Origin of the sequence: Ignisphaera sp. (genome assembly GCA_038735125.1) — an archaeon.
Classification (GTDB): Archaea; Thermoproteota; Thermoprotei_A; order Sulfolobales; family Ignisphaeraceae; genus Ignisphaera.
Window position 1 is genome coordinate 18,804 of record JAVYNU010000007.1, and the last position, 20,848, is coordinate 39,651.

Consider the following 20,848-nt stretch of genomic DNA (forward strand, 5'->3'; position numbering starts at 1 on the left):
TAATATATAATAAGCTTTAGTACATAAACATGTATTATGGTTGCAGGTCCTGTCCATAACCTGGGGCTATAGCATGTAGAAAATGGGGTTGTGGTGAGGGAGGGGGAGATGGATATAGATCCGAAAAAGATTGTTTGCTATGCCATGTTACGCTCTTTAAGTATTTTCCTAACCCTCGACACACTTGTTTCAAGCTCTTCGGCTATTCTTCTAAGCGAGTAGCCCTGCTGTCTTAACCTAATGACCTGCTCTGCTATATCCTCATCCTCGTTTTGTGCAACTGCACCAATTTTTGTGTTTAGGTCATTAAGACTGCTCTCAATGGCAGCCACCTTCTTCTCTATGGCTCCCAACCTCTCCTCCAGACTCGAAACCCTTTTAGCCAGCTCATCTAGTTGGGGGCTGTTGCTAGGAGAGAAGCTGGTTAGATTCGAAATCTCTGACTTGATTTTTGCTATCTCGCTTCTTGTCTCCTCAACAACCCTGGGATACTCAAATCTTTTATAGAGTATGTACAGTGCCACGGGTGTTGCTACAGAAACAGCCAGTGCAGCTACAGCTAGGCTACTCACAGGTCTAACACCTAGACTCTGTTTAGAAAATGGTGTTTAAATAAGCTAGCAGGTTCTTCAAATAAAGAAACCATGTTATGTGGATATATCGCCATATCCAGCAAATCTCCTAGCTATGTCTAAGCGGATACAAAATGCACTTAACTTTATACATGTCTTGATGGAATACCCCAATTCTTACTAAACAAATAAGGTGGCATGCGTTCTCCTGTACAATTAATCTATCAATTGATTAATGGAAATAATAAGTATTGTTACAAGTTACAGTCTTAGGTTGCCTTCGTGTTGGATGCTGGGGTTATGTGTCTAAAGAACTAAGACATTTTTTATGCATCTAAAAATGACCACGGTTTAGGAAGTGGTAGAGGAGTTTTATTACAGTGTTGTACACATATTCAGCATAGCTTAAAGCCTCTTCAGCATCGCCTCTGTCGTATAGTGGTTTCCTCATCTCCATACATTGAGGGTTCTCGTTCTCTTCGAAGAATTCTGGAGATCCTCGCTAGAATTGGGTATCTCTCTTTGAAACCATTCAGGGGAATCGACGCTTCTCTTTTCTGAGTATAGATCCTACATCATGCCATTTTGGCACATCTGCGCCAACTAATCTGAGGGCTGCTTTAAGTAGAAGTTCAACGGCTTCTTGGCTTTGTCTCATAACATATGGGTAGTTTCCTCTATCTAGAGATTCCCTAGCGTGGTGTAACCTCTCCTCAGCTTGTCTTATGTATGACCTCGCCATTTCTATGTTATTCAAATTTCTATCACCTCACCAAATACATAATCTTTCTTGAGCCTCCAATACCATTTTCTACCAATCCACACTCTCTCAGCACCTAATTCCCTAAGTCTCGATCTTAATTTGTCTAAGATTTGTTTGAAGAAATTATCTTTATCGTATAGTATCACAGCATCCTCTACCATGTCTAGGTATAGAGGGGTAAAGCGTTTAGCTTCTTCAACAGTTTTTATAATTGGTGAGAAGTCTATATAGAATCCTTGCTCAGTTAAATCCTCAACATCCTCCTCAATATGTTTCTCTATCTCTAAGAACATCTCCTATCTCCTAAGTCTGCTCCTCGGCGCTTCTCTAACAACTATAAGCAAATCGATATCACTATCCCTCCTAGCCTCACATCTAGCAACAGAGCCAAAAACAACCACGGACACTAGGTTATCTCCTAGAGCATCCAGCATTACATTCAAGAGCTTTTTAAGAACATTGGAATAGGGTCTGCATACCCACATACCTAAGGTAGCCACAGCACCAAACACCATTAGCTAGGTATACATACTATTAAAATAAATATAGTTTAGGTAGTATATTAGCCATGAATACAATCAAAATCCTTGGACATAGTCAAACATGTGTTAGGGTGATGGGGATTGGAGAAGAGGGCCTGTTTTTATTAGGTAGTGAGCAGGTCTCAAATCTTGAAATGCTGTGAAATGGAATGGCTAAGGGCTCTGATGATAGTCTCTGCAGCGTCTATATTTTTATTGTTGCTAGCACCAGATATATGTGGCTTTGAATAGTTGGATAGGTGGTTTAGATGATTAGGAGGGTTGATGATAGGCTTTTGTGGAGCGGCTACCCCTCAGCACATGATGTTGAGAAGGTTGCGAGAGAGGGTGTGAAGCTTATCGTGAATCTAGTGGACTATTCCCCCGGGAATGCGAAGTACTACAAGGTTGCAAGGTCTCTGAATGTAGATGTGCTGGCCTATCCCATAAAAGACTTTGGCTTCAGGCCTCCAGAGGATGTACACTTCCATGTTTTGAATTCTGTTCTGAGGGTTGTGCAGGGGGGTGGGCTGGCTCTAGTACACTGCGAGGGTGGTATAGGTAGGAGCGGGACTGTTGTAGCCATGTACCTAATGCTTAGGCATGGCCTTGGCGTAAAGCAGGCTCTATCCCGTGTCAAGAGCCTTGGCGGCGGCCCAGAGTCTGATATACAGCTCCTGGCCCTGGAATGGTATGGGAGGGCGCTGTCTCTGCTAGGCTCCAGCGGTCTAGACACCGTCCTTGAAATTGGACACAACTACGACTTTGGCTGGGGCATAGACCACGCATCGACTGTGGCCAACATAGCCTGTGACATAGCCTCGCTACTCGGATTCAACAAGAAGATGCTTGCAGAGCTTTACATAGCAGGGCTCCTACACGACATTGGAAGGGCTGTGGCCAGCGATGATAAGCACCATGTTAAGAGCGCTGAGATTGTTATGGAGCTGAAAAATGCTGTGGAAAGATACGGGGATCCGGAGGCAATAGCGTTTCTGCTAAGAAACCATAGAACAGAGACAGATCCGAGGAGAGACCATTACGCCAATAAACTCGGGCAAGACTATGTTCTGCTCGCATCCATACTGAGACTAGCAGATGCATTCACAGACATCTACGGTGAAGAGGAGTATCTTGGTGCGGAGCTCAAAAACAATAGAATAGCTATCAAGACTAGTAGAGCCGATGCAACTAGGGTAGAGACAAAGGCCCAGATACTGAAAGAACTGGGCTACAACATAGAGCTGGAACCCATTTGAGAGCACAAGCTGGAAACATCCAACGGGATGAGAGAATGCTGACAGGGCTTATACCAAAAATATTTTTTCTAAACCATCAGGGCTGCGCAACTCAATCGCAACCTAGCTATATCTGGATTGCTCCTGATATCATCTTTTTCTTTACTGTGTCGATTTCTACATAGGTCAGCAACCAGGCCTCGAACTCGAAAAGCCATGGGATATACACTATACGTGGTATGAATCCTGCTATTAATCTGGTTATTGGTATGAGGATGAAGATTACTGCTGTTATTAGGAACATTTTTGAGTTGAGAGCTCTTCCAAGTCTGAAGAGAAACGTTACGAGGCCTATGTATCCTAGGAGAATCAGTATAGCTGCTATCAGCACGGCAATTGCAGTTGCAGTGAATGTGGCTAGGCTCTTGGTTGATGCAGCAGCCGCGGCTATAATCACACCTATAATGAATAGTATAATCCCCCAGACAAAGCCTAGGGACAGAAGCTTTGCAGGCGTTGAGAGGCTGTCTAGCCTCCACATAGCAAAATCTCTAGCCGATGGGATAAGCTTTGCGTATGTAGCCACAAGACATAGTATTAGCATTGCCAACAAAATAATAAGGCTGACTCCGCCAACAACTGGAAGAACACCAAAATTGCGTATGGATAGAGCCATTGATCCGGTAGAAGATGCGTCAACAGCCCACACAAAGCCAAGTATCGCCACAATCATCATGAGTATAGCAGCCATGTCCAGCTTTTCTAAACCGCTTACAACAAACCATTTCAACTCTTCAGACAAACCACGCACCTAAATAAAATCAGTTCAAGACAAGGTTTTTAAGTATTGTGTATGCATCCAATGGGTAAACAAAGTAAGCGTTATGGGGACTGACATGAATTTACCCAGACTTAAAATCTTTGTGATAGGTATTGGCTTAGTTGTTGGAGGTTATAAAATGAGAGAAATGATTTCGTTGTGTAGAATGATTGGGCATCGCCACCCCTTTTAAAAGGAATAGCTCTGCTTAGGCAATGGGAGCAACACTCCAAGCTTAGGTGGGTAAAGTTTAGATGGGGTATGTTTTGTTCACCTTAATAGCTGCCCACGACCCTGTGGGATGGGCTAAGCAAGTCCTCTAGGCTAGGCGGAAGCCCCTGCTGCCACACACAAAAAGCAAAAGTTTAAAACAATATGAAGCGATAGGGGCAAACGGTATTATCTCAGTATAATTTCATAGCTATCTAAACCATTTATCTATTTGCAAGTGGCCACTCATATGTTTAGCATAGATCTTACATAAGCTTCTTCTCAAATCCTCCGGTAGGTGGTGCTTCCTCAGTTGATGGCAGAATCTGGATCTGTTAACCCTTATTTTAATCTTTGTATAGAGCCATAGATAAACAAAGTTCGCTAAAATAGTTAAGATGGATACACCGGTCTGGAGGTATAGCCAAAGATTTTCAGCCACTCTTCTCCTCCTCACCATGCTTCACCAGATAAACTTTTGTTGCGCTTCCTCTCCTCTGTGTCCTTACAACACCTATACTCTCTAGATATCTTATCTTAGATGCCACTATTCTTCTAGAGGCTCTACCTCTAATCTCCTTAACTCTTCTAGTGATCTCTGTTATAGAGAGGCCGTTTTCTATGGCTAAGATCTCTAGAATAGTCTTAGTTATGGAATCTGATATGCCGTATCTTGAGACTATATATGTAATTGTTTTAGCTGATTTAACAGCTTGTTGAATAGGTATAGTGAGGGAGGATACCAGGTCAAAGATTATATCTAGTTCAGAGATGCCTAGAGCTTTAAAAAAATTTTCAAGTTTCTCAAGACGATCCAAAACCTGTGTTAATAGCTTCTCAATTCTATCTATCTTCTCTTCAACGCTTGGCACACTACTACCCTAATTAGCTTCATTCCTCGCCCTTCTCTCCAGAGTTCTTTGCAGGCCCAACAGCTTTTTTAGTCTTTTCACCGCCCTTTGGAATTCCACTGATTAGGTTACCTATACTGCTAAGAGGCTTTAATCTCTCTTCTAAAAATCTCTCAGTCAGCGTTTTAGCTAAAGATGGATCAACACCAGCCTCAACAATACTCTTATAGAAGGCAGCTACCTCTCTACCAAGCCTATCACCACTAAAGCTCTCTAGCAGAGTATTTAACAAATCTTTTAGAGGCTCTCTAATCTCCTTTACGAACTCTGAAACAGCTTTGAGTACTTCTCTAACTTCTTCAATATCCTCATGTTTATCTAAACTGGATTTAGCCTCTTTTTCTTCACCCATTTCACACACCACATCCACAACATATTCTCTGATCACAGTAATAAACCTTCCATTAATGTAGTGAGCAGAAGGTGATCACAAAAGATATCTGGTGGCTATCCTGATATACATTCAGCACCAGAGCTCTGCATAATCTAAGTAGACATCTCTTAAACTTTGCTATAGAGATATGCTAAAGCCCATTCTCCATCTCTGTGGATAAGCCACTAGATGTACTGTAGACACTCACATGTAAAATACTATTACAGTAACAGAAGCTAAAACAAACTAGTGATTCAATCATATTGCTCCAGCCACTTTAATTATCATTGGTAGAGAGGGGAGTATGTTAAGAGGTAGATTATTAATGCTCTGACGATAGTCTTCTTGATGTATGACTTACCACTCCACACCATCTTTCGCTGAGCTACACCCATCTCAACACCTATACTTCTCCTCCTGCTCAAGACTTATAAATATAATGTTTTATCTATAGAGATGCATCTATTTATAGAGAAATGGAAGGACTACCTGCATGCTACTTCTTTTAGCTGGTGTCATGTAGGTTGTGACAGTTGTGTCACTTTGGGAGGGTACTATAAGTCTGTGTACCCACTAAATCTACTTAGAGGTGATGTAATGTTAGATGTGTCTAGATTGATAAAAATGCTTGTGGTGCTAGCCATAGTAGCCACACCTATGCTTGTATCCACTATTGTCAGCGCATGTATTAATCCCTTGGATGACGCTATAGAGATTTTGTTCAATAAGCCGGGGGTTGGCTACAATCTAATTGCGCTACTAGAATCGTTTAGGAATGTGATAACAGTTGAGGAGGACAGGCTATACGCATTTAAATATGTGTATGTGACGGGTGGTAGGGGATACGAGCTTGCTGTCTATATATACATCGAGAGATTCTGCAGTGGTGCGCCATGCATTGAGGGCTTTAACGACGAACCCCCTGTAACAAATGTTCTAGGGCTGAGAATAGAACCCTTGAAGACAAGCCCACAGCCTAGCGTCACAACCACGCCAGCTACAGAGATGACTCCGCCTCCACAGACTCTAACCACAGCTACTACGACAGTTGTATATCATATAGACGTAATCACAGTTGTTAATGACACAACCAAGGTGGTTCCAGTCTACGAAACCACAACTGTTGTAATACCTGTATCACCTCAAGTCGTGCCACAAACACTAGCAACACAAGCGATGCGTGAATATGCTAACATTGTATATGAGGCGTTCCTCGATCTCTTAAACGCTTTAGCCAAGAGCGGTGTTATAACAGGTTTGAGCGGTGATGACATTATCGATATAATGGTGGCTGTGAAGGTCTACTACTTCACTCCGTATGGTGTTAATCTAGTTAGTGGATGGAATAACAGGTTGATGTATAGCGAGGCTCTAGGGGGCTGGGCTCCCTACAGCGTTCTAGTTAGGGATGGTCTCGTCAAAGGCTTGGTTGTGAAGGGGAATAAATGTTCATATACGGTACCACAGCATATCCTCGACGAGCTTGAAAAAACTGAGGCATCGCTAATGGTTATAGAATCAGTATATACTCCGCCTCCGCTGGGTCATACAGAGACTATTGTTATAGCGACCCCATCGATGATAACATGGTTTAGCACTAGCCAACGAGAACCCACCACCATAACACCTGCAACAACATCTTTACCAATTCCCTCACCAACTCCAGGGAGCCCCAAAATTGCAACAGAACCGACATACACCTATACCTTGCCAAGCCACATAGAAACTGTTGCAACACAAGCAGCACCCATCACTTCGCCAACAGTAGCGCCACAGGCAATTATAACGGTGACAGTGCCAACAACTGTAACAGTAGTAACAGTAGGGGCGGCAACAGTCCAAGCAAGAGATCTAGTCGATCCTAAGGTTGTGACAGCCATGGTTGTAGGGGTTGTGGCATCGGTTACAGTCTATATCCTAGCTAAGAAGATTTGGCAATAAAAATACATATTTTTATCCTCTTCACCCACAAATCTCATTGTGGGTCCTCACACAATGCTCTCCAAAGAGGATCTGGAAGCCTATCTAAAGCTCAGAAACCATGGCAAGCCAGTAACTGTAAGAGGCTTTCAGAGGCTGATGGGGTATAAGAGCCCTGGCAAGGCCCAGAGGGTTCTCGACAGACTGGTTAGACTTGGTTTTGCTGAGAGGGTAGGGACGGAGTACAAGGCTAGAGATGATCTACCCCCACAGCTAGCCATGTACACTATTATCAAAGGCTTTATAGTCCCACGCATACTGGTATACGCAGTATACTCGACAGTGACCGTGGCAGTCTATGCGATTTTGTCGACACCGCCACTATACCTCATCATATTACTAACATCAATTGTTGTCCCCTACTGGCTTGAAACAATCAAACTATACAACGCTTTAAACACATTACTAAAGAAAGCAGAGCAGTTCATATAGCGACTACAGCTCTCAAAGAAGCGATGGAGATCCAGCTGATAGTAGCACGAATTGACGCATAAACTTGTCGTTGTCAAGGATTTTATGTAAAAAGCTTTTGACCACATTTTATTTCTTGTATAGATTTATAGTTGTTGTGTTTGGTGAATACTCAGCAATGAATATCTCAAATACATATTACACTTTATTAGCAGTAGATGTGAGTTGTTTTAGAGGATGCAAAGGGCATGGACCTGCCTAGAGAGTGGGTTGAAAAAAGCCGAGGTCTTTATTAGAGAAGCTGAGAGGCACCTTGGCCTAGGCATATACTGGCTAGCATGTTTTGAGGCTCAGCAAGCTGCTGAATTATATTTGAAAGCATATACTCAAGCTCACTGCCACGCATCCATATACTCATGATATAGCAGAGCTTTTTGATGTGCTGAAGAGGCTTGGATAAATGTGCCAGAGGAGCTAGTGGTCTTACGGTGATGCGCTAACACCTCACTATATACTAGCTAGATATCCTGGAAGAAAGCCGCTCGAGTATAACAAGGATCGTGCCGAGAGGTGTATTAACCAAGCCAAGTCTATAATCAGCTGGGTGCTGAGGCATGGAGACCCCTAGAATCTACGAGATATACGCTGAGAAGTTAAAGACATACGAAGAGACCTTCAGAGAATTTGTAGAGGTTCTATGCAAAAGCGATAAAGTTGTAGAAGCTTTCCTGATTGGCTCAAGAGCAAGAGGAGACAACCTCCCCTACAGCGACTACGACATAGTCGTGGTAGTGCCAAACAACATCGATAAACTCTCAGTAGCAGAGGAGCTACGCAGATTAAGAAGAAAAAGCTTTCCTCTAGATCTAATACCACTTTACAAAGATGAGCTAGATGACCCAATATACAGCGAGATGCTGAGACACACTAAGAAACTCTGTAATAAAGTAATGGGATATAGCTGAGTGGTTTTCGGAGTTAATACTATGAATAGTTGCTTTAGCATTATTGTAACGCATTTTTATTCTGTTAGTAGTCTTTGCATCGATTTTTCATGGCCTCATACAAACCCAAAGTATATTACAAAGCTATGAGAACCGGGCTAATGATTGTACACTGCCTCATCTCAAAATTTTCATTACTAGGTATGCTTGGCTAATGGCTCTCATCACCTTCTTCGAGATCTCTGCCAGTAACCCCCATTCTCTTCTGGGGACAACACCCTCTATCAGAAGCTCTAGAGCTTTGAGTTTATCGCCTTCTTCGAGTGTATAAACTATGTTGGATTCTCCATAGCTTAGCTTAACACGATAGATTATCTCATCCCAGTCCACAACTCTTCTAAATCTTTGATAGGAAACTTCAATGTATTTGAAGATAGCTTCGGGGACATCAACAACCTCTATCAGTCCATAGCAATCCACTGCAGAATAGAGATCAACATCGATTTTTATGTTGCTAGAAATACCCTCTGTTTTTCGCTTTACTGCTAAGTAGTTGTGTAACCTAGTTTTGTAGTCATCTGCTAAGTTAGTGTTTTTCAAAATGTTCGTTGCATCTTCTTCGGCTTTGGGATTCAAAATAAAGAATATAAGAGAGCCTATATCCTCTGGCGGATATTTGTAGACATTGCCTCTAGTCATGGCTATGAGCTCTTTGCTCTCGGTGTAATAGAATTCGACGGCCTTTCTACTGTGATAACTCACCCAGAGGCTAGAGTATATCAAGCCGTGGTCTTCAGATCCGCTGATCCTTACCTCAAATAACCCATAGTATTCCCCAGAAAACACAGGTTTGCAATCTTTGCATGGAGAAGATGTTGAGAGAGACTTGGTGTCAACAGCCCATATACCCAGCATCATAAGCATTGTTACAGCATCCATTAGAGATTTGGCTATCTCCGAAGCATCGAATCCCCGATATCCATTCATCAAAGGTTTGGCAGATGTGTCCATGTCGAAACCCTACTCAATGCTGTGACATGTTTTGGCTTGGGCACCACCATCCCTAATTGTGACAAAAGCAAATATAAGTTATTGCTTCAATGAGGTATGCGAAAGATGATTAGGAGACAGTGTCCATGCCTATAGATATGCCACTATATTTGCGAAGATAATATTTTGCGTAGTCTTCTGTTACAATCTCTATATGCACATTGCTACAGATATCTATGTTAGCTCTGTCCATGATTTCAGCCTTTATTCTCCCTATCTCAAGCATTGATTGCGGTAGTGTTTTACATATAACCAGTATATCTATATCGCTTGCAGGCATGGCCCTACCCTCAGCCCTACTACCAATTAACACAGCTCTGCACCCCATATATTCAACAACAGCTCTAATCCTTTCAAAAGCTTCGTGAACATCAACATTACTGCTAGTGAGAAGCCTTACTAGCTTTTCTAGATTCGACAAATTTTATCACCTCCTCAGCGAATTTAACAAGTTCTTCGGCATCCTCCTTACTAAACTCCTTTGGAAGATACCTCGAGGAGTAGTAGGCATCCTCAAGTGTATGCAATTTATATTTGTTTGCCTTTATAAACTCTTTGAATTCGTTGCTAGCGCCAAGCAACTCCCCCACAACCTGCAACAACTTTCTAAGATTGTGTGTACGGGGAGTAGCGTCTGTGTATTCCAAGATAATAGATTTGAGGTAGAGCTGAACAGCCTGCTCAGCATCGAATACCGCACCGTCGTAGTCTCCTGCCTCAAGATCCCTCATAGCTCTAGTCAATGCATTTCTACTTCTCCTCCTATACAAGTCAACTAGATGTTCATGACTTTCCTCATCGCCAACCTCCACATCGTATTCAGCAAACATGGTGCAATCGCCCAACACCACCTTCTAGTTTTGCCAAGTTATGAACTGTTCCAAGACTTAAAAACAATTGTGGGCTCCATGCCCTCAATCTCAATGCTTTTGTAGTTACAGCTACAACATCTATGGTTGTAACTCATAGAAAAATTGATGACACCTTAACCTGGTGCTTCTAGCAATACTAGCAATAAAGCATAGCATTAATGTGAACCTCTACTTCTTAAACAGTCTTAAATGTGGTTTTAGCATCCTTGCTACGAGCAAGATATACAAATGGAATTATTGTAGTGAGATGAACTAACTGGAAACATATAACCAATGCTATCCCATTTATTGAAAGACCTTGTAGCCCAAATTATCCCTCATCCCATACTGAGCCATGCTTTTCCGCAGTTGCTGACAAGCAAAATGCTTATTTTTCTAAGAAGCCAACCCATTTTATAAGCTGTGGGGTTTGTTGGGCTGTGCTAGATGGTGGCAACATCAACTACTAGTAACAGTAGCCTCAAGAGCGAATTTCTCAGGCTTTTGAAAGAGGATGAGGAGTTTAGATATGCTGTTGCCGGTCTTATTGGCTTTGGGGAGGTTTTGAAGAGGCTTGATAGGCATGAGGAGGAGTTGAAGAGGCTTAGAGAAGACTTCTTAATATTTGTCAAGGAGCAGGAGAAGAGATGGGAGGAGAACAACAGGAGGTGGGAAGAGGCATACAAGAGGTTCGAAGCTATTGAGAATGAGTTGAAGGCTCTTAGAGAAGATTTTAATAGGCTTCATGAGAGTGTTGCGATGAAAATGAATTCTTTTGAGAGGAAGCTCATGGCGTTGGGCGCTAGATGGGGTATAGAGTCTGAGGAGGCTTTTAGAGAGGGTATGAGGGGTATTGTTGAAAAGATTTTGGGTGTTGCAAGAACTGGTAGGTGGATCTATAGGGATGAGGCTGGCGAGGTTTATGGGTATCCGAGCATAGTCGAGGTTGATCTTGCAATCAAAGACGATGTGCATATTCTGGTTGAGGTGAAATCGAGTGTATCCAAAGGTGATGTGGCTGTGTTTTGGAGGATTGGAAAGCTATATGAGAAGGTGGCAAGGGTTAAGCCAAAGCTTGTGATAGTATCTCCATATGTAGATGAAAAAGCAGTTGAGCTGGCAACGAATCTGGGGATAGAGATATACACAGATGTTTGACTGTTGGAACATTCCTTTACCCTCCACACAAATAATTGAACACCAATCTAATGCTACTGTATGTGCTTAGCCACAGCACCTTACCTATCTTAGAAAATGTTTGGTATGTCTGTTCAGCGAAAATAAACATGTACAATACTTGATATCGCTACAAGTGGTTATCGGATTCTCTTGAAGAATTGAATGATATAAATTAGGAGATCTGTAGAAATGAAGAATTGTGAAGCTCTTTATGTTTGTCGCTAAGAGATGTTCAAGAAAGGTTTGTGGCGAATCTATCAACAAAGTGGAGTGTTTGATTGAAAGGTTGAGAAATTGGAATTCAATAGCCTTTGCCTCAATATTATATGATATTCGCCTCAGCTAAAATTTTTGGGTGTTTAATTTAGCAGATTCAAGATATTAACAGTATTATAGTTTTATCTCGTCTAGGAATTTCACACCTAGTTTCCCCAGATCGTTTATTATTGGCTTCATCTCATCTTCTATTCTCTTGAAGAGGGGTGTTGCCTTGACTTTTTCTGCAGATGCTATGACATAGCAGTCTGGTAATGCTATATGCAAATGCTTCTTTAGCTCTCCGGCTCTAAGCGCTATATCGCTGTTTATGTCAATTACTTCAACTCTACTCTTAATCCATTCTATAAAGTCTAGGGCTTTTCTATTAGGATCATCTACACCAGCAATTTGATAGATTCTCGATGCTATATATAGCACCTCGCTTAATGTGATGGCGCTAACATACAGTTTTAGCCCGCTTGTTGATGCTTTATCAAACAGCTTAGCAACAATGGGTCTGTAGGGGCTCCTCAAAACGATGTACTCTATAATTACACTGGTATCAAGAACGAGTCTCTCCACTTGAGACCATCCTCGAAAACCTAGCCTTCTCCAAATCATATTCTTCGCGAAGGATCTTCTCTACAACCTCCGGATCAACATCGACGACCATAGGCTTCAAAGCCCTTAAAACAAGCTCCTCGCCAACAACCTCAGCCACAACATAATCTCCTTCACCAACTCTCATCGCCTCTCTCAATCTCTTAGGCAAAACTATAACACCCTTCCTATGAACCTTCAAAACCACTCTCATACACGTTTACCAGACTAAGAAATAGCTAACCAGATATATAAAGTTTAACCATGCACAACAAGTTTATCTAAAACTAGCTAGCATATTCCAAGCCTTTCTAAATGCTACAACAATAGGTTTTACCTTGGGTGGGCTTGGTTTGGCTCTTAGGTTGAGGGTTGGAAGAAAAGGTTATATAATTTTGCCGAAGGCTGTTCGCGATGTTTTCGGTATTGATGAGGGTGACGAGCTTATTGTTGGGATTAGAGATGGTATTGTTCTTAAGCCTGCTAAGAGGGGTGTAGACATTGAGAAACTCAGAGAGTCTCTGAGGAGACATACTGAAAAACTTGCGGCCTCTCTCAAAGAAGAGAGCTCAGATCTGGTGAACTGGCGAAAACATATCTTGAGGAGGGGTTTGAGAGGTGAAGGTCTTTATAGATTCTCTACTCTTCATAAGCTAACGGTCATCATATGCCGCATTCTTTATGTAACTGTTGGCTAGCTGGTCAAAAGCCTCGCTATTCAGAGTGGGGAGGAGGTCCGTCGCTACGGTGGTTTGACCTCTTTAAACTTTTCACTTGCCGGTTCTCCGCCTACACCCCAATTCTCTTTAGAAACTTCATGAATAATGATCTCAACAGCTTGGGCAGGGATTCCAAGCTCTTCAAAAACCTTGGTTATACCCTTAATAATCTTCTCTTTAGCTTCTCTCGACACACCGCTCCACATATATACAACAACTACGGGCATACAAGCACCTAGACCACAATAAATAGAGCAAAACATAAATTTTTATGAAGGCAATTGGTCGAAGGACTAGGCTTAGATTTATTGACATAGGGAACTTCTAGTCACTATGATTTACCCATGCAATAAAGCAGATACTGTGCCAAGAGAAAAAGAGTTTAGTGAAGCATTATAGCATTAACGCAGAAGGGTGTTGCATTTATGGCTGAAACATGCATGAAAGCTTCGGTGCACAGTTTCTGGTATTCGTCAACCTTTGGATTTCTCCGGAGGTTATATGGTTTGTGTGGACGTTGGCTGGAACATTGGAATAGCCCTACATGTATACTCCTCCAGACTCTCGAAAGCTGTTAAAATCTATAGAGGGTAAAGCCATGGAAATAGGAATGTGTGCAATAAAAAGAGGAGATAGGGTGGCATCTGGAGAATTATCTTATCAGCGGTTTGAGCCCTATTGGCGGATCGTAGAATCCCAGCTCTAGTAGATGCTTTAGCTTTGTTTTGTATCGTATCTCTTAATAGGCTCTCTGTATGCGATGAGGGTGGAGCATATTTGAAAATTTCTATCAAAGTTCAAGCACTAACTATTTTAGAGTGCTAGTGTATTGATAGATGGGGGATGCGATATAATAGCTGGTTTATAATGTTATGTAACATATGTTATCGAAGGGCAGTGGTGAAGCCTGTGCATGATCGTTAAGGACAGGCTAGCTTTCGCCAAAAACTGCATAGGGATCTTGTACAAGCTCAGAACCGGTATTGAAAAACCAGATGACATAGCCGGCGATCTGGTATTGAGGGGTGCTATTGAGGGGGTATCTGCACCTCGCAATTGAAGCGATAATCGATGTTGGTATGAGACTTGCATCGCTTCTGAGACTCGGCAAGCCCGAGAGGTATCGAGATATCGCAAAGATGCTTAGAGACTGTAGAATACTAGACGGTGACGAGGCCAGGAAGCTCGAGTTGTGGATAGACCTCAGAAACATACTAGTACACGGTTATGCCGAGATCGATTACGAGAAGCTCTACGAAGCTCTTAACGAGGTTGAAGAGCTTGAACACCTCATAAACAAGATCTATAAATATGTTGCAGACAAGAATATTGATCCCAAGACAAATGGTTGTGAGAACCTTGTAGCTAGAGCTAGGGAGGTGCTTGAGAAGAGAAGCGACATAGTATTTGCATATGTTTTCGGTTCGCGTGCAACGGGTGGATACGGGGATAAGAGCGATATCGATATAGCCATCTACACAGAGAGCCCACTCAAATGGAGAGAATTCGTAGAACTGGCTCTAGAGCTCGAGGATCATCTTGGGAATAAAAGTCGACTTGGTTGATCTCAGAACAGCACCACTGCTACTAGCCTATGAAATTATATCCAATGGTGTAGTCATAGTTGATAGAGATAGGGAGAAGAGACTAGAATTTGAAGCCAAGATCTTAAGAGAGTACCTAGACTTAAAGCCCCGGTTGGAGAGGTATTACAGTGATATCTTATCCAGCTAACCCCTATGCGCTTGGACAAAGCTTATAAGCATTTTGTATGGCGATCTTGAGGGCGGAGACCCTAAATAACCATGGAACACCCCAAATAATCACTCTCAAGTGAATGGCTTATTAAGACCGAGATAAAAGTTTGAGGCGCCCAGAGCTTAGCAGTATTAAAAACCCTATACACTAGCATGGGATTCTAACATCATTGACGGTGTTTTGGTGGAGAGGGTTCATGACCGGTTTATTGCGGTGATCTTTTAGTGGGCCTGTCTTTAGCTAAAATTGTTTTTATTAATGCTTCTCTTACTCTTGGGTCTTTCCACATCTCTCTATCGGCTTTCCACGCCTCAATGAGCCACTTGTCTCTTTGCTCAAACCACTTAATGCCCAACTTCCTAACCATCTCAGCTTCCCAGCGAGCGTTACGAATAACATCTTCGAGGTTTCTCCTACGCTCCTCCCTAAGCTCTTCCACAAGACTGTTGACCATGGCTCACACCCCCTCTAGCACTCTGCAATTTGCTTTCAGCTTTGCGCACCACTTCTCCAGCTCTTCACCATATATAAAGTCTCTGAAGAGCGTGTAGAGGAACACAGCATCGCCAGCATCCTTTTCAGTGCCTAGAAATAGCTTGTAAGCTATTTGTAGCTCTAGGGGAGATATTCTAATAGCAGATTCATTATTTATCACTACTTTTATACTATTATCTAATGCGTATCTATGAGCCTCTGTCCTCGCTAGTTTGATCTCCACATTTGGGAGAACGGTGTCTCTATACATAAACCTAACACTGTAGCCCTCAGCTAGGTAGCTTCTGTACACTCTTCTAACTGACTCCTCAACCCCTATATCTCCCTGCATCAGTGTGAAGCCTGCCTTCCAAGCTCTCCTGCAAATCCCTACGAATACATCTTCATCGATCTCCTCGATTATAAAGTCGATGTCGTCACTCCTCCTGCCTCTACCAAATAGTATCGCTGTATAGCCGGCGACAACAACGTATTTCACCCCACTCTCCTCCAATACACCTGCAAACGCAAATGCAATAACGTCTTCTGGTAAAAGCACTTGTCTAGTTAAGCGAATTACACGCTCAGCTCTGTTAAACACTATGGATCCATCTGAGACTACTCTAAACCCATCTACCTCTCTACCTCTATCTCCAGAGAGATCCCACAACATAAATCTCAGCTCCCTATTAATGCCCTATAACTATAACAACAACTAGATAATTATCTTTATCTCTGGGTAAGTTTCAAAATAACATTTCTTCATAGGCTTAGCAAAAGGTGTGACGATGATCATGACTGATGTTCAGAAAGATATTTAATACAGTAGTGAGCTTGCTAGACCTCTCCACGATTTATTTCTATTATTTTCAACCTTTGACTATCTACATGGATTTCACAAGCCACACTCTTCTCTCGAAGTTCGTTTATTATTCACTAAATGGGTTTAATTACCTTGAGGCTATTGCCTATTGCCACGTCGATCAAGTCGCCTATGATGGCTCTGGCATTTAGTTGCTAGTTGCCATATAAAATTGAAGAGTTTTTGGAAAATGTGACAAATACGTCATAAAGTCTTGTATAGCAATATCTTCTAGTAGTTCTTGTTATGCTCAATTTCATTTGTAACGATGTTTTAGATGCATTTCCTAGGATTCTAGCTTATCCATTTTTCGTAAAGTTCTTTTCCTATGGTGTTTTCAATTATTTCGTCTACTAGTGCTTCGCTTTCAAATCTAACCATGTAGTCTGATGGTATATACCTGATGGCTATTATGCTCAATGGGTTTATCGAGCCTAGGTAGAGTATTTCATTATCTATGATCACAGCTTTGAAGTGTAGCTTTTGTTCTGTAACAACTTTTATGCCAGCTTTTTTTTTTTTTTTTTTTTTTTTTTTTTTTTTTTTTTTTTTTTTTATTTTAACCCTTTCCTCTATGCACTCACCATACTCTTCAACATCAACAACCTCACCAGAGTCCAGAGTTTGGAGGTCTAGTTGCAACACTCGCTTGCCTCGGGAGCTCTATAGCTATGCTATACAAATAACTTTGCATGGTTTTCCAGCGTTGATTGGTTTGGATACCAAATGGAGTAACATAGCTAGAGAAGAGCACCTCAACGCAATAACTCAATACTATTTCAACTTTTCTCAACTATACCAAGGTTCTGCTAAGGCGATGTCATGGGTAGATGTGGTGTGGTAAGCGAAATAAGGAGAATTTTTCGTTAAGAAGAAACTCTTGGGTATACACCAAAAGAAGGAGATTTGCAGCAACTGTCACAACAAGGTATTGAAGCTGATAACAGATTTCGAGCTAAAGCTAAAGGAATGTGGATGCGATAATCTCTATGCAATAAGCTTTTATCTGTGTTACCTCTGTAGAGTAGACCATAGACCATAAAGAAGCTGTGTGGAGATTGATTGTGTTATGCTTGTAGAGGTTTCCAAGAGATGGGTTTGCTTTAGATACATAGCTCTATTCAATAAATCTCCACTGGATATTGTATATCCACAGTTCTGAGAGCTGAAATGGTCATCTAGATGTCTGTCTCGGTATAGCTAACAATATTTTAACTAGTTTTCTAATAATTTATGTAGTGGGTAAGATCTTGGAGCCGATTGTACGTGAGAGCTTAGAGGTTATGCTGAAGAGGATTAATAGAGAGGCTGCGGTAGTCGAGGCTAGGCTTCAGAAAATAGCTACAAAGCTAGGTGTCGGGGACTGGAGGGAGCTAGAGGAACTGTTCACCAGTAGAGGCATTGATAACCCAGAGGTAGATCTTCTCTGGTCAGAATACCTCTACCTAAAGACAAGACTTGGAAAGCTAGAGGAGAGGAAGAAACGTGTACTAGCAATGCTAAAGGGATAAAGATATTTGTCAAGGCTACGCAACGTATTAGACTTGGTCAACAAGTTTCTAGGCGAATACAACCCTGTAGTCAGAGTTATCGAACACTATACTACTGATGAAGGAGACATAGAGTACTTAAATGTAAGGATAATCATTCCTCACACCAGTGTGTTAGTGGAAATACGCGAGTACTGGCAAGGAAATAATCTCATAGCCTATGGTTACTACCTGAGAGCTTATGACTATGAGGAGTGGTGGGATAACCGACCCCATCACCCAGAAATCCAAACCCATCCACATCACAGACACCTAGGAGGAGAAGTACACCCCCTGCAAGACCCATCACTAGAAAAATTCCTAGACACTGTTAGGCAGCTACTCCACAAACACTTGACTTAAAACTGCTTATCCCTATCCTATCCTGAAACAAACAATAATAGAACACTATACTATAGCGTCTAGTTTCCCTGACTTTCTGACGCATTTACTATGAATGGGTGTACCGATATTGTTAGTGTCAACACTGTTACGATAAATACCATTCTGTCCTTACAACCCTCATTGCTGGCCACCAAGACCAATCTCTATATGTACGATATTACTGATTAAGTTCTTCAAAGCTGTACTCTCATCAAATGCTATAATCAAGAACCTCACCTCCTTTCCTCTATCAGACTTGGGTCCTCGAGAACATCATAGAGAGATGCGTATACCAGTGGAGGGATCTTCTTGAAAAACCCCAGCTTTCCTCACAGTATAGCTGTCATATACAATGACACTGCCATTCACAATAAGTTTGTACTCAACGCTACTAACAATACTAAACCCAGCCCTTACAGTTTTGAAGGGGAACTTAACCTCAAAACTCTGCGTCATTGCCGGTAGCCCAGGTATGTAGGCTAGGTACCACCCCCTAGCCCATGGGATAGGAACCATCTTAACACTATAGAGTATAGCTGTAGGTAGTGGAGGTTGAAGCTCGGTCACATTGGTCTTAGCCTCAACGGTTATCGTAGCCTCTAGTGTAACATCTCCACTGCTAGGAACATAAGTAATAGGAACATAAGTAAAGGCTAGAACTGGTTGACCAGAATACACCTCGTAGGGGTTCTTACAAGCTTGAATTCCGCGAGCCAGTCTAAAGCTACCGATGAAGTTGGTAGCAATGTGTTGGGTACTACTGCTAGTATGATAAGAATTAATAGGGGTAGACATGTCTTAAGGGAGATACACCACCATATAAATCACTATAGCAAGAGTTTGTTTCCCAGCCTAATATCTATTTCTAAATTCTTAGAATGTTTTTCAGAAACATGCTTCGGCCTAATCTGTTTAGTTAGATATTACAACAAATTTGTCAATGGGCTTTTCAAAAAGCTTATAAAATTACAAGGTGTTGGCAAACATGGGAGGGCAAGAGGTATAATACATCTAGCATTAATAGCGATAAACATAAGAGCAATTTTAGACATGGCTAGAGACATAAATGAATAAAACAAAATAAAACCCCAATTGAGTTATTGCCTTGCTTTGCAAACTCTATGAAGTGGTAAAGCTCTTAACTAACTAAAAACTCCGAGGAAGAATAGAAAGGAAAACTTGTAAAATAAATGATAATGAAATTAACACCAATTAATTTGAAGTGAAGCAAGTATTTCACTACAATAGATAGGACTTCGCAACCTTAACTATTACGTCAAAATGAAACTGATAGTTAAGTAGCAAATTAGTTTCGTAATTTAGTTTAATGTAGTATGGGATGTCTTTTTGCTGAGGTGGGATGGGTGTATAGAAAATTTAAAGGGTGTCAAAATTTTATGAGTCGAGATAGGAATTTGTGTTGATGGTGTTTGTCTGTGGTCTCTCACTATATTCTTCCTCTTGATCTTCAGTTTGAGTAGATTAGGGCTGTGGAGGTTTGTAGGAGGCTTTGAGCACCACTTTACCTCTTTTTACCACTACATCGAACATGTCAAAATGGTCTATATGCGCTTGTGTGACAAATATAAAGATTTTTAAAAGACTTTTTATACCTACCTATCTAGATATAAAGATGTCTGGATATCTGGATAAATGTTTGGGAGCATTGTATGACTGTGGATGTAGTGCTTCTCTTTCGCGGATGTTTTAGGGGTACAACTATTCCGCTGGCTCTTGCTGTTGGTGAGGATGTTGGTGCAGAGGTTTATGGTTTTGTTGACAGGCTTAAGAGGCTTGTTGGCAAAGAGATGCTTGAGAGACTTGATAAGGTGTTTGAGGAGGCTTTGAGAGATGAGATACGTGTTGCTCTCAACACCGATAATCTTGAGCGTGGTTTTCCTGCGCTTGTTGAGAGGTTTTGGCTTAGGATAGCGTTCTCTTTGGTTGATCTCAGCAACAGTATACACACCTCGCTTGCCTCGGGGGCTCTAACATTAGCTGAGTTTAGAGGTGTTGTGGAGGAGCTTGCCAAATCCTTGGCTAAGAGACTGAAGTCCAGTGGGTACAAGTATGCTGATGACCTCGTCTACGCCATGTCTATTCTCGTGGAGAGGGATCTGTGGATAGCAGACAGGGTGGCTAGGCTGGGGCTAGAGGAGTTTGCCAATAGGCTGACCAGCAGAGCCCCAGACGCTGTTTTGCAGTTTGCTGCCTACTCCATGTACCTAGCATTTGCATGGACATCGGCAACAGTAGCTGTACTCAACATTGTTAGAGAGTATAGTGAGAGCAACATAGATGCACTAGCTAGGTGGAGCCACGAGTATGCTAAAGAGGTTGAGGGGTATATAGACACACTCGATTTGCTTCTAGACGACGAGGTCTACAGCAACCTGCTGGAGCTGGGCATTATCAAGAGAGGTAATATTAAGAGGTAGATG

At 41.8% G+C, this 20,848-nt stretch carries 31 protein-coding genes; 13 read left to right on the forward strand and 18 right to left on the reverse strand.

Features of this window, described 5'->3' with window-relative positions:
* Nucleotides 1–137: 137 nt before the first annotated feature.
* The 4 genes from QW284_07590 to QW284_07605 form a co-directional block, all read right to left on the reverse strand.
* Complete coding sequence (locus QW284_07590; protein MEM0339524.1) at nt 138–572, reverse strand: helix-turn-helix domain-containing protein; 435 nt, start codon at nt 570–572, stop codon at nt 138–140.
* Nucleotides 573–1,104: 532 nt separating this feature from the next.
* A complete protein-coding gene (locus tag QW284_07595; protein ID MEM0339525.1) occupies nt 1,105–1,329 on the reverse strand; it encodes a HEPN domain-containing protein in 225 nt (74 codons plus the stop codon).
* The gene (locus QW284_07600; protein MEM0339526.1) at nt 1,326–1,628 is read right to left on the reverse strand and encodes a hypothetical protein; all 303 of its coding nucleotides are present in this window, start codon (nt 1,626–1,628) and stop codon (nt 1,326–1,328) included. Before QW284_07600 ends, QW284_07595 begins: the two co-directional genes overlap by 4 nt.
* A 3-nt stretch (nt 1,629–1,631) precedes the next feature.
* Nucleotides 1,632–1,835: a nucleotidyltransferase domain-containing protein gene (locus QW284_07605; GenBank protein ID MEM0339527.1), complete on the reverse strand. Its 204-nt coding sequence runs from the start codon at nt 1,833–1,835 to the stop codon at nt 1,632–1,634.
* A gap of 290 nt (nt 1,836–2,125) precedes the next feature.
* Between QW284_07605 and QW284_07610 the strand changes: the two genes are divergently transcribed.
* Nucleotides 2,126–3,115 (forward strand): dual specificity protein phosphatase family protein, encoded by a 990-nt coding sequence (locus tag QW284_07610; GenBank protein ID MEM0339528.1) that lies wholly within the window; start codon nt 2,126–2,128, stop codon nt 3,113–3,115.
* 106 nt (nt 3,116–3,221) lie between these two features.
* On the opposite strand, the gene QW284_07615 is transcribed toward QW284_07610, so the two are convergent.
* The 4 genes from QW284_07615 to QW284_07630 form a co-directional block, all read right to left on the reverse strand.
* Entirely contained in the window at nt 3,222–3,896 is a 675-nt protein-coding gene (locus QW284_07615) for a hypothetical protein (protein ID MEM0339529.1), read from the reverse strand.
* A gap of 439 nt (nt 3,897–4,335) precedes the next feature.
* Nucleotides 4,336–4,581 (reverse strand): hypothetical protein, encoded by a 246-nt coding sequence (locus QW284_07620; protein MEM0339530.1) that lies wholly within the window; start codon nt 4,579–4,581, stop codon nt 4,336–4,338.
* Nucleotides 4,559–4,996, reverse strand: a complete 438-nt coding sequence (locus QW284_07625; protein MEM0339531.1) for a hypothetical protein — start codon at nt 4,994–4,996, stop codon at nt 4,559–4,561. The genes QW284_07620 and QW284_07625 overlap by 23 nt, the downstream gene beginning before the upstream one ends.
* A gap of 19 nt (nt 4,997–5,015) precedes the next feature.
* Nucleotides 5,016–5,387 carry a hypothetical protein gene (locus QW284_07630; protein MEM0339532.1) on the reverse strand — a complete coding sequence of 124 codons (372 nt, stop codon included), beginning with the start codon at nt 5,385–5,387 and terminating at the stop codon, nt 5,016–5,018.
* Nucleotides 5,388–6,005: 618 nt separating this feature from the next.
* On the opposite strand from QW284_07630, the gene QW284_07635 reads away from it, so the two are divergent.
* From QW284_07635 to QW284_07650, 4 genes are all read left to right on the forward strand, one after another.
* Nucleotides 6,006–7,349, forward strand: a complete 1,344-nt coding sequence (locus QW284_07635; protein MEM0339533.1) for a hypothetical protein — start codon at nt 6,006–6,008, stop codon at nt 7,347–7,349.
* A 54-nt stretch (nt 7,350–7,403) separates the two neighbouring features.
* The gene (locus QW284_07640) at nt 7,404–7,820 is read left to right on the forward strand and encodes a hypothetical protein (GenBank protein ID MEM0339534.1); all 417 of its coding nucleotides are present in this window, start codon (nt 7,404–7,406) and stop codon (nt 7,818–7,820) included.
* Nucleotides 7,821–8,036: 216 nt separating this feature from the next.
* On the forward strand, nt 8,037–8,219 hold the full coding sequence (locus QW284_07645; protein MEM0339535.1) for a HEPN domain-containing protein: 183 nt from the start codon (nt 8,037–8,039) through the stop codon (nt 8,217–8,219).
* A 194-nt stretch (nt 8,220–8,413) separates the two neighbouring features.
* Nucleotides 8,414–8,764, forward strand: coding sequence for a nucleotidyltransferase domain-containing protein (locus QW284_07650; GenBank protein MEM0339536.1), 351 nt, complete (start codon nt 8,414–8,416; stop codon nt 8,762–8,764).
* A 156-nt stretch (nt 8,765–8,920) separates the two neighbouring features.
* Here QW284_07650 and QW284_07655 read toward each other — a convergent pair whose 3' ends face one another.
* From QW284_07655 to QW284_07665, 3 genes are all read right to left on the reverse strand, one after another.
* Nucleotides 8,921–9,754, reverse strand: coding sequence for a hypothetical protein (locus QW284_07655; GenBank protein MEM0339537.1), 834 nt, complete (start codon nt 9,752–9,754; stop codon nt 8,921–8,923).
* Between the two features lie 109 nt (nt 9,755–9,863).
* Nucleotides 9,864–10,214 (reverse strand): nucleotidyltransferase domain-containing protein, encoded by a 351-nt coding sequence (locus tag QW284_07660; GenBank protein MEM0339538.1) that lies wholly within the window; start codon nt 10,212–10,214, stop codon nt 9,864–9,866.
* Complete coding sequence (locus tag QW284_07665; protein MEM0339539.1) at nt 10,177–10,641, reverse strand: HEPN domain-containing protein; 465 nt, start codon at nt 10,639–10,641, stop codon at nt 10,177–10,179. The genes QW284_07660 and QW284_07665 overlap by 38 nt, the downstream gene beginning before the upstream one ends.
* Nucleotides 10,642–11,091: 450 nt before the next feature.
* Between QW284_07665 and QW284_07670 the strand changes: the two genes are divergently transcribed.
* Nucleotides 11,092–11,802 (forward strand): DUF3782 domain-containing protein, encoded by a 711-nt coding sequence (locus tag QW284_07670; protein ID MEM0339540.1) that lies wholly within the window; start codon nt 11,092–11,094, stop codon nt 11,800–11,802.
* Nucleotides 11,803–12,213: 411 nt separating this feature from the next.
* Here the strand turns inward: QW284_07670 and QW284_07675 are convergent, their stop codons facing one another.
* Nucleotides 12,214–12,663: a PIN domain-containing protein gene (locus QW284_07675; GenBank protein ID MEM0339541.1), complete on the reverse strand. Its 450-nt coding sequence runs from the start codon at nt 12,661–12,663 to the stop codon at nt 12,214–12,216.
* Nucleotides 12,644–12,895 carry an AbrB/MazE/SpoVT family DNA-binding domain-containing protein gene (locus QW284_07680; GenBank protein ID MEM0339542.1) on the reverse strand — a complete coding sequence of 84 codons (252 nt, stop codon included), beginning with the start codon at nt 12,893–12,895 and terminating at the stop codon, nt 12,644–12,646. The genes QW284_07675 and QW284_07680 overlap by 20 nt, the downstream gene beginning before the upstream one ends.
* Before the next feature lie 139 nt (nt 12,896–13,034).
* On the opposite strand from QW284_07680, the gene QW284_07685 reads away from it, so the two are divergent.
* Nucleotides 13,035–13,379 carry an AbrB/MazE/SpoVT family DNA-binding domain-containing protein gene (locus tag QW284_07685; protein ID MEM0339543.1) on the forward strand — a complete coding sequence of 115 codons (345 nt, stop codon included), beginning with the start codon at nt 13,035–13,037 and terminating at the stop codon, nt 13,377–13,379.
* Nucleotides 13,380–13,423: 44 nt separating this feature from the next.
* Here QW284_07685 and QW284_07690 read toward each other — a convergent pair whose 3' ends face one another.
* Nucleotides 13,424–13,627: a 2-hydroxymuconate tautomerase family protein gene (locus tag QW284_07690; protein MEM0339544.1), complete on the reverse strand. Its 204-nt coding sequence runs from the start codon at nt 13,625–13,627 to the stop codon at nt 13,424–13,426.
* A gap of 686 nt (nt 13,628–14,313) precedes the next feature.
* On the opposite strand from QW284_07690, the gene QW284_07695 reads away from it, so the two are divergent.
* The 3 genes from QW284_07695 to QW284_07705 are packed head-to-tail and all read left to right on the forward strand — an operon-like array spanning nt 14,314 to nt 15,134.
* Complete coding sequence (locus QW284_07695; GenBank protein MEM0339545.1) at nt 14,314–14,460, forward strand: hypothetical protein; 147 nt, start codon at nt 14,314–14,316, stop codon at nt 14,458–14,460.
* Entirely contained in the window at nt 14,432–14,965 is a 534-nt protein-coding gene (locus tag QW284_07700) for a HepT-like ribonuclease domain-containing protein (GenBank protein ID MEM0339546.1), read from the forward strand. The genes QW284_07695 and QW284_07700 overlap by 29 nt, the downstream gene beginning before the upstream one ends.
* A complete protein-coding gene (locus QW284_07705) occupies nt 14,958–15,134 on the forward strand; it encodes a hypothetical protein (GenBank protein ID MEM0339547.1) in 177 nt (58 codons plus the stop codon). The genes QW284_07700 and QW284_07705 overlap by 8 nt, the downstream gene beginning before the upstream one ends.
* A gap of 229 nt (nt 15,135–15,363) precedes the next feature.
* Here QW284_07705 and QW284_07710 read toward each other — a convergent pair whose 3' ends face one another.
* From QW284_07710 to QW284_07720, 3 genes are all read right to left on the reverse strand, one after another.
* Nucleotides 15,364–15,612 (reverse strand): hypothetical protein, encoded by a 249-nt coding sequence (locus QW284_07710; GenBank protein ID MEM0339548.1) that lies wholly within the window; start codon nt 15,610–15,612, stop codon nt 15,364–15,366.
* Between the two features lie 3 nt (nt 15,613–15,615).
* Nucleotides 15,616–16,305: a hypothetical protein gene (locus tag QW284_07715; GenBank protein ID MEM0339549.1), complete on the reverse strand. Its 690-nt coding sequence runs from the start codon at nt 16,303–16,305 to the stop codon at nt 15,616–15,618.
* A gap of 483 nt (nt 16,306–16,788) precedes the next feature.
* On the reverse strand, nt 16,789–17,136 hold the full coding sequence (locus QW284_07720) for a hypothetical protein (GenBank protein MEM0339550.1): 348 nt from the start codon (nt 17,134–17,136) through the stop codon (nt 16,789–16,791).
* Nucleotides 17,137–17,744: 608 nt separating this feature from the next.
* On the opposite strand from QW284_07720, the gene QW284_07725 reads away from it, so the two are divergent.
* Both QW284_07725 and QW284_07730 read left to right on the forward strand, forming a co-directional pair.
* Complete coding sequence (locus QW284_07725) at nt 17,745–18,005, forward strand: hypothetical protein (protein MEM0339551.1); 261 nt, start codon at nt 17,745–17,747, stop codon at nt 18,003–18,005.
* Nucleotides 18,006–18,011: 6 nt separating this feature from the next.
* Nucleotides 18,012–18,386: a DUF6516 family protein gene (locus QW284_07730; protein MEM0339552.1), complete on the forward strand. Its 375-nt coding sequence runs from the start codon at nt 18,012–18,014 to the stop codon at nt 18,384–18,386.
* A 294-nt stretch (nt 18,387–18,680) separates the two neighbouring features.
* On the opposite strand, the gene QW284_07735 is transcribed toward QW284_07730, so the two are convergent.
* Entirely contained in the window at nt 18,681–19,085 is a 405-nt protein-coding gene (locus QW284_07735; GenBank protein MEM0339553.1) for a hypothetical protein, read from the reverse strand.
* A 992-nt stretch (nt 19,086–20,077) separates the two neighbouring features.
* On the opposite strand from QW284_07735, the gene QW284_07740 reads away from it, so the two are divergent.
* On the forward strand, nt 20,078–20,845 hold the full coding sequence (locus QW284_07740; GenBank protein ID MEM0339554.1) for a hypothetical protein: 768 nt from the start codon (nt 20,078–20,080) through the stop codon (nt 20,843–20,845).
* Nucleotides 20,846–20,848 lie beyond the last annotated feature (3 nt).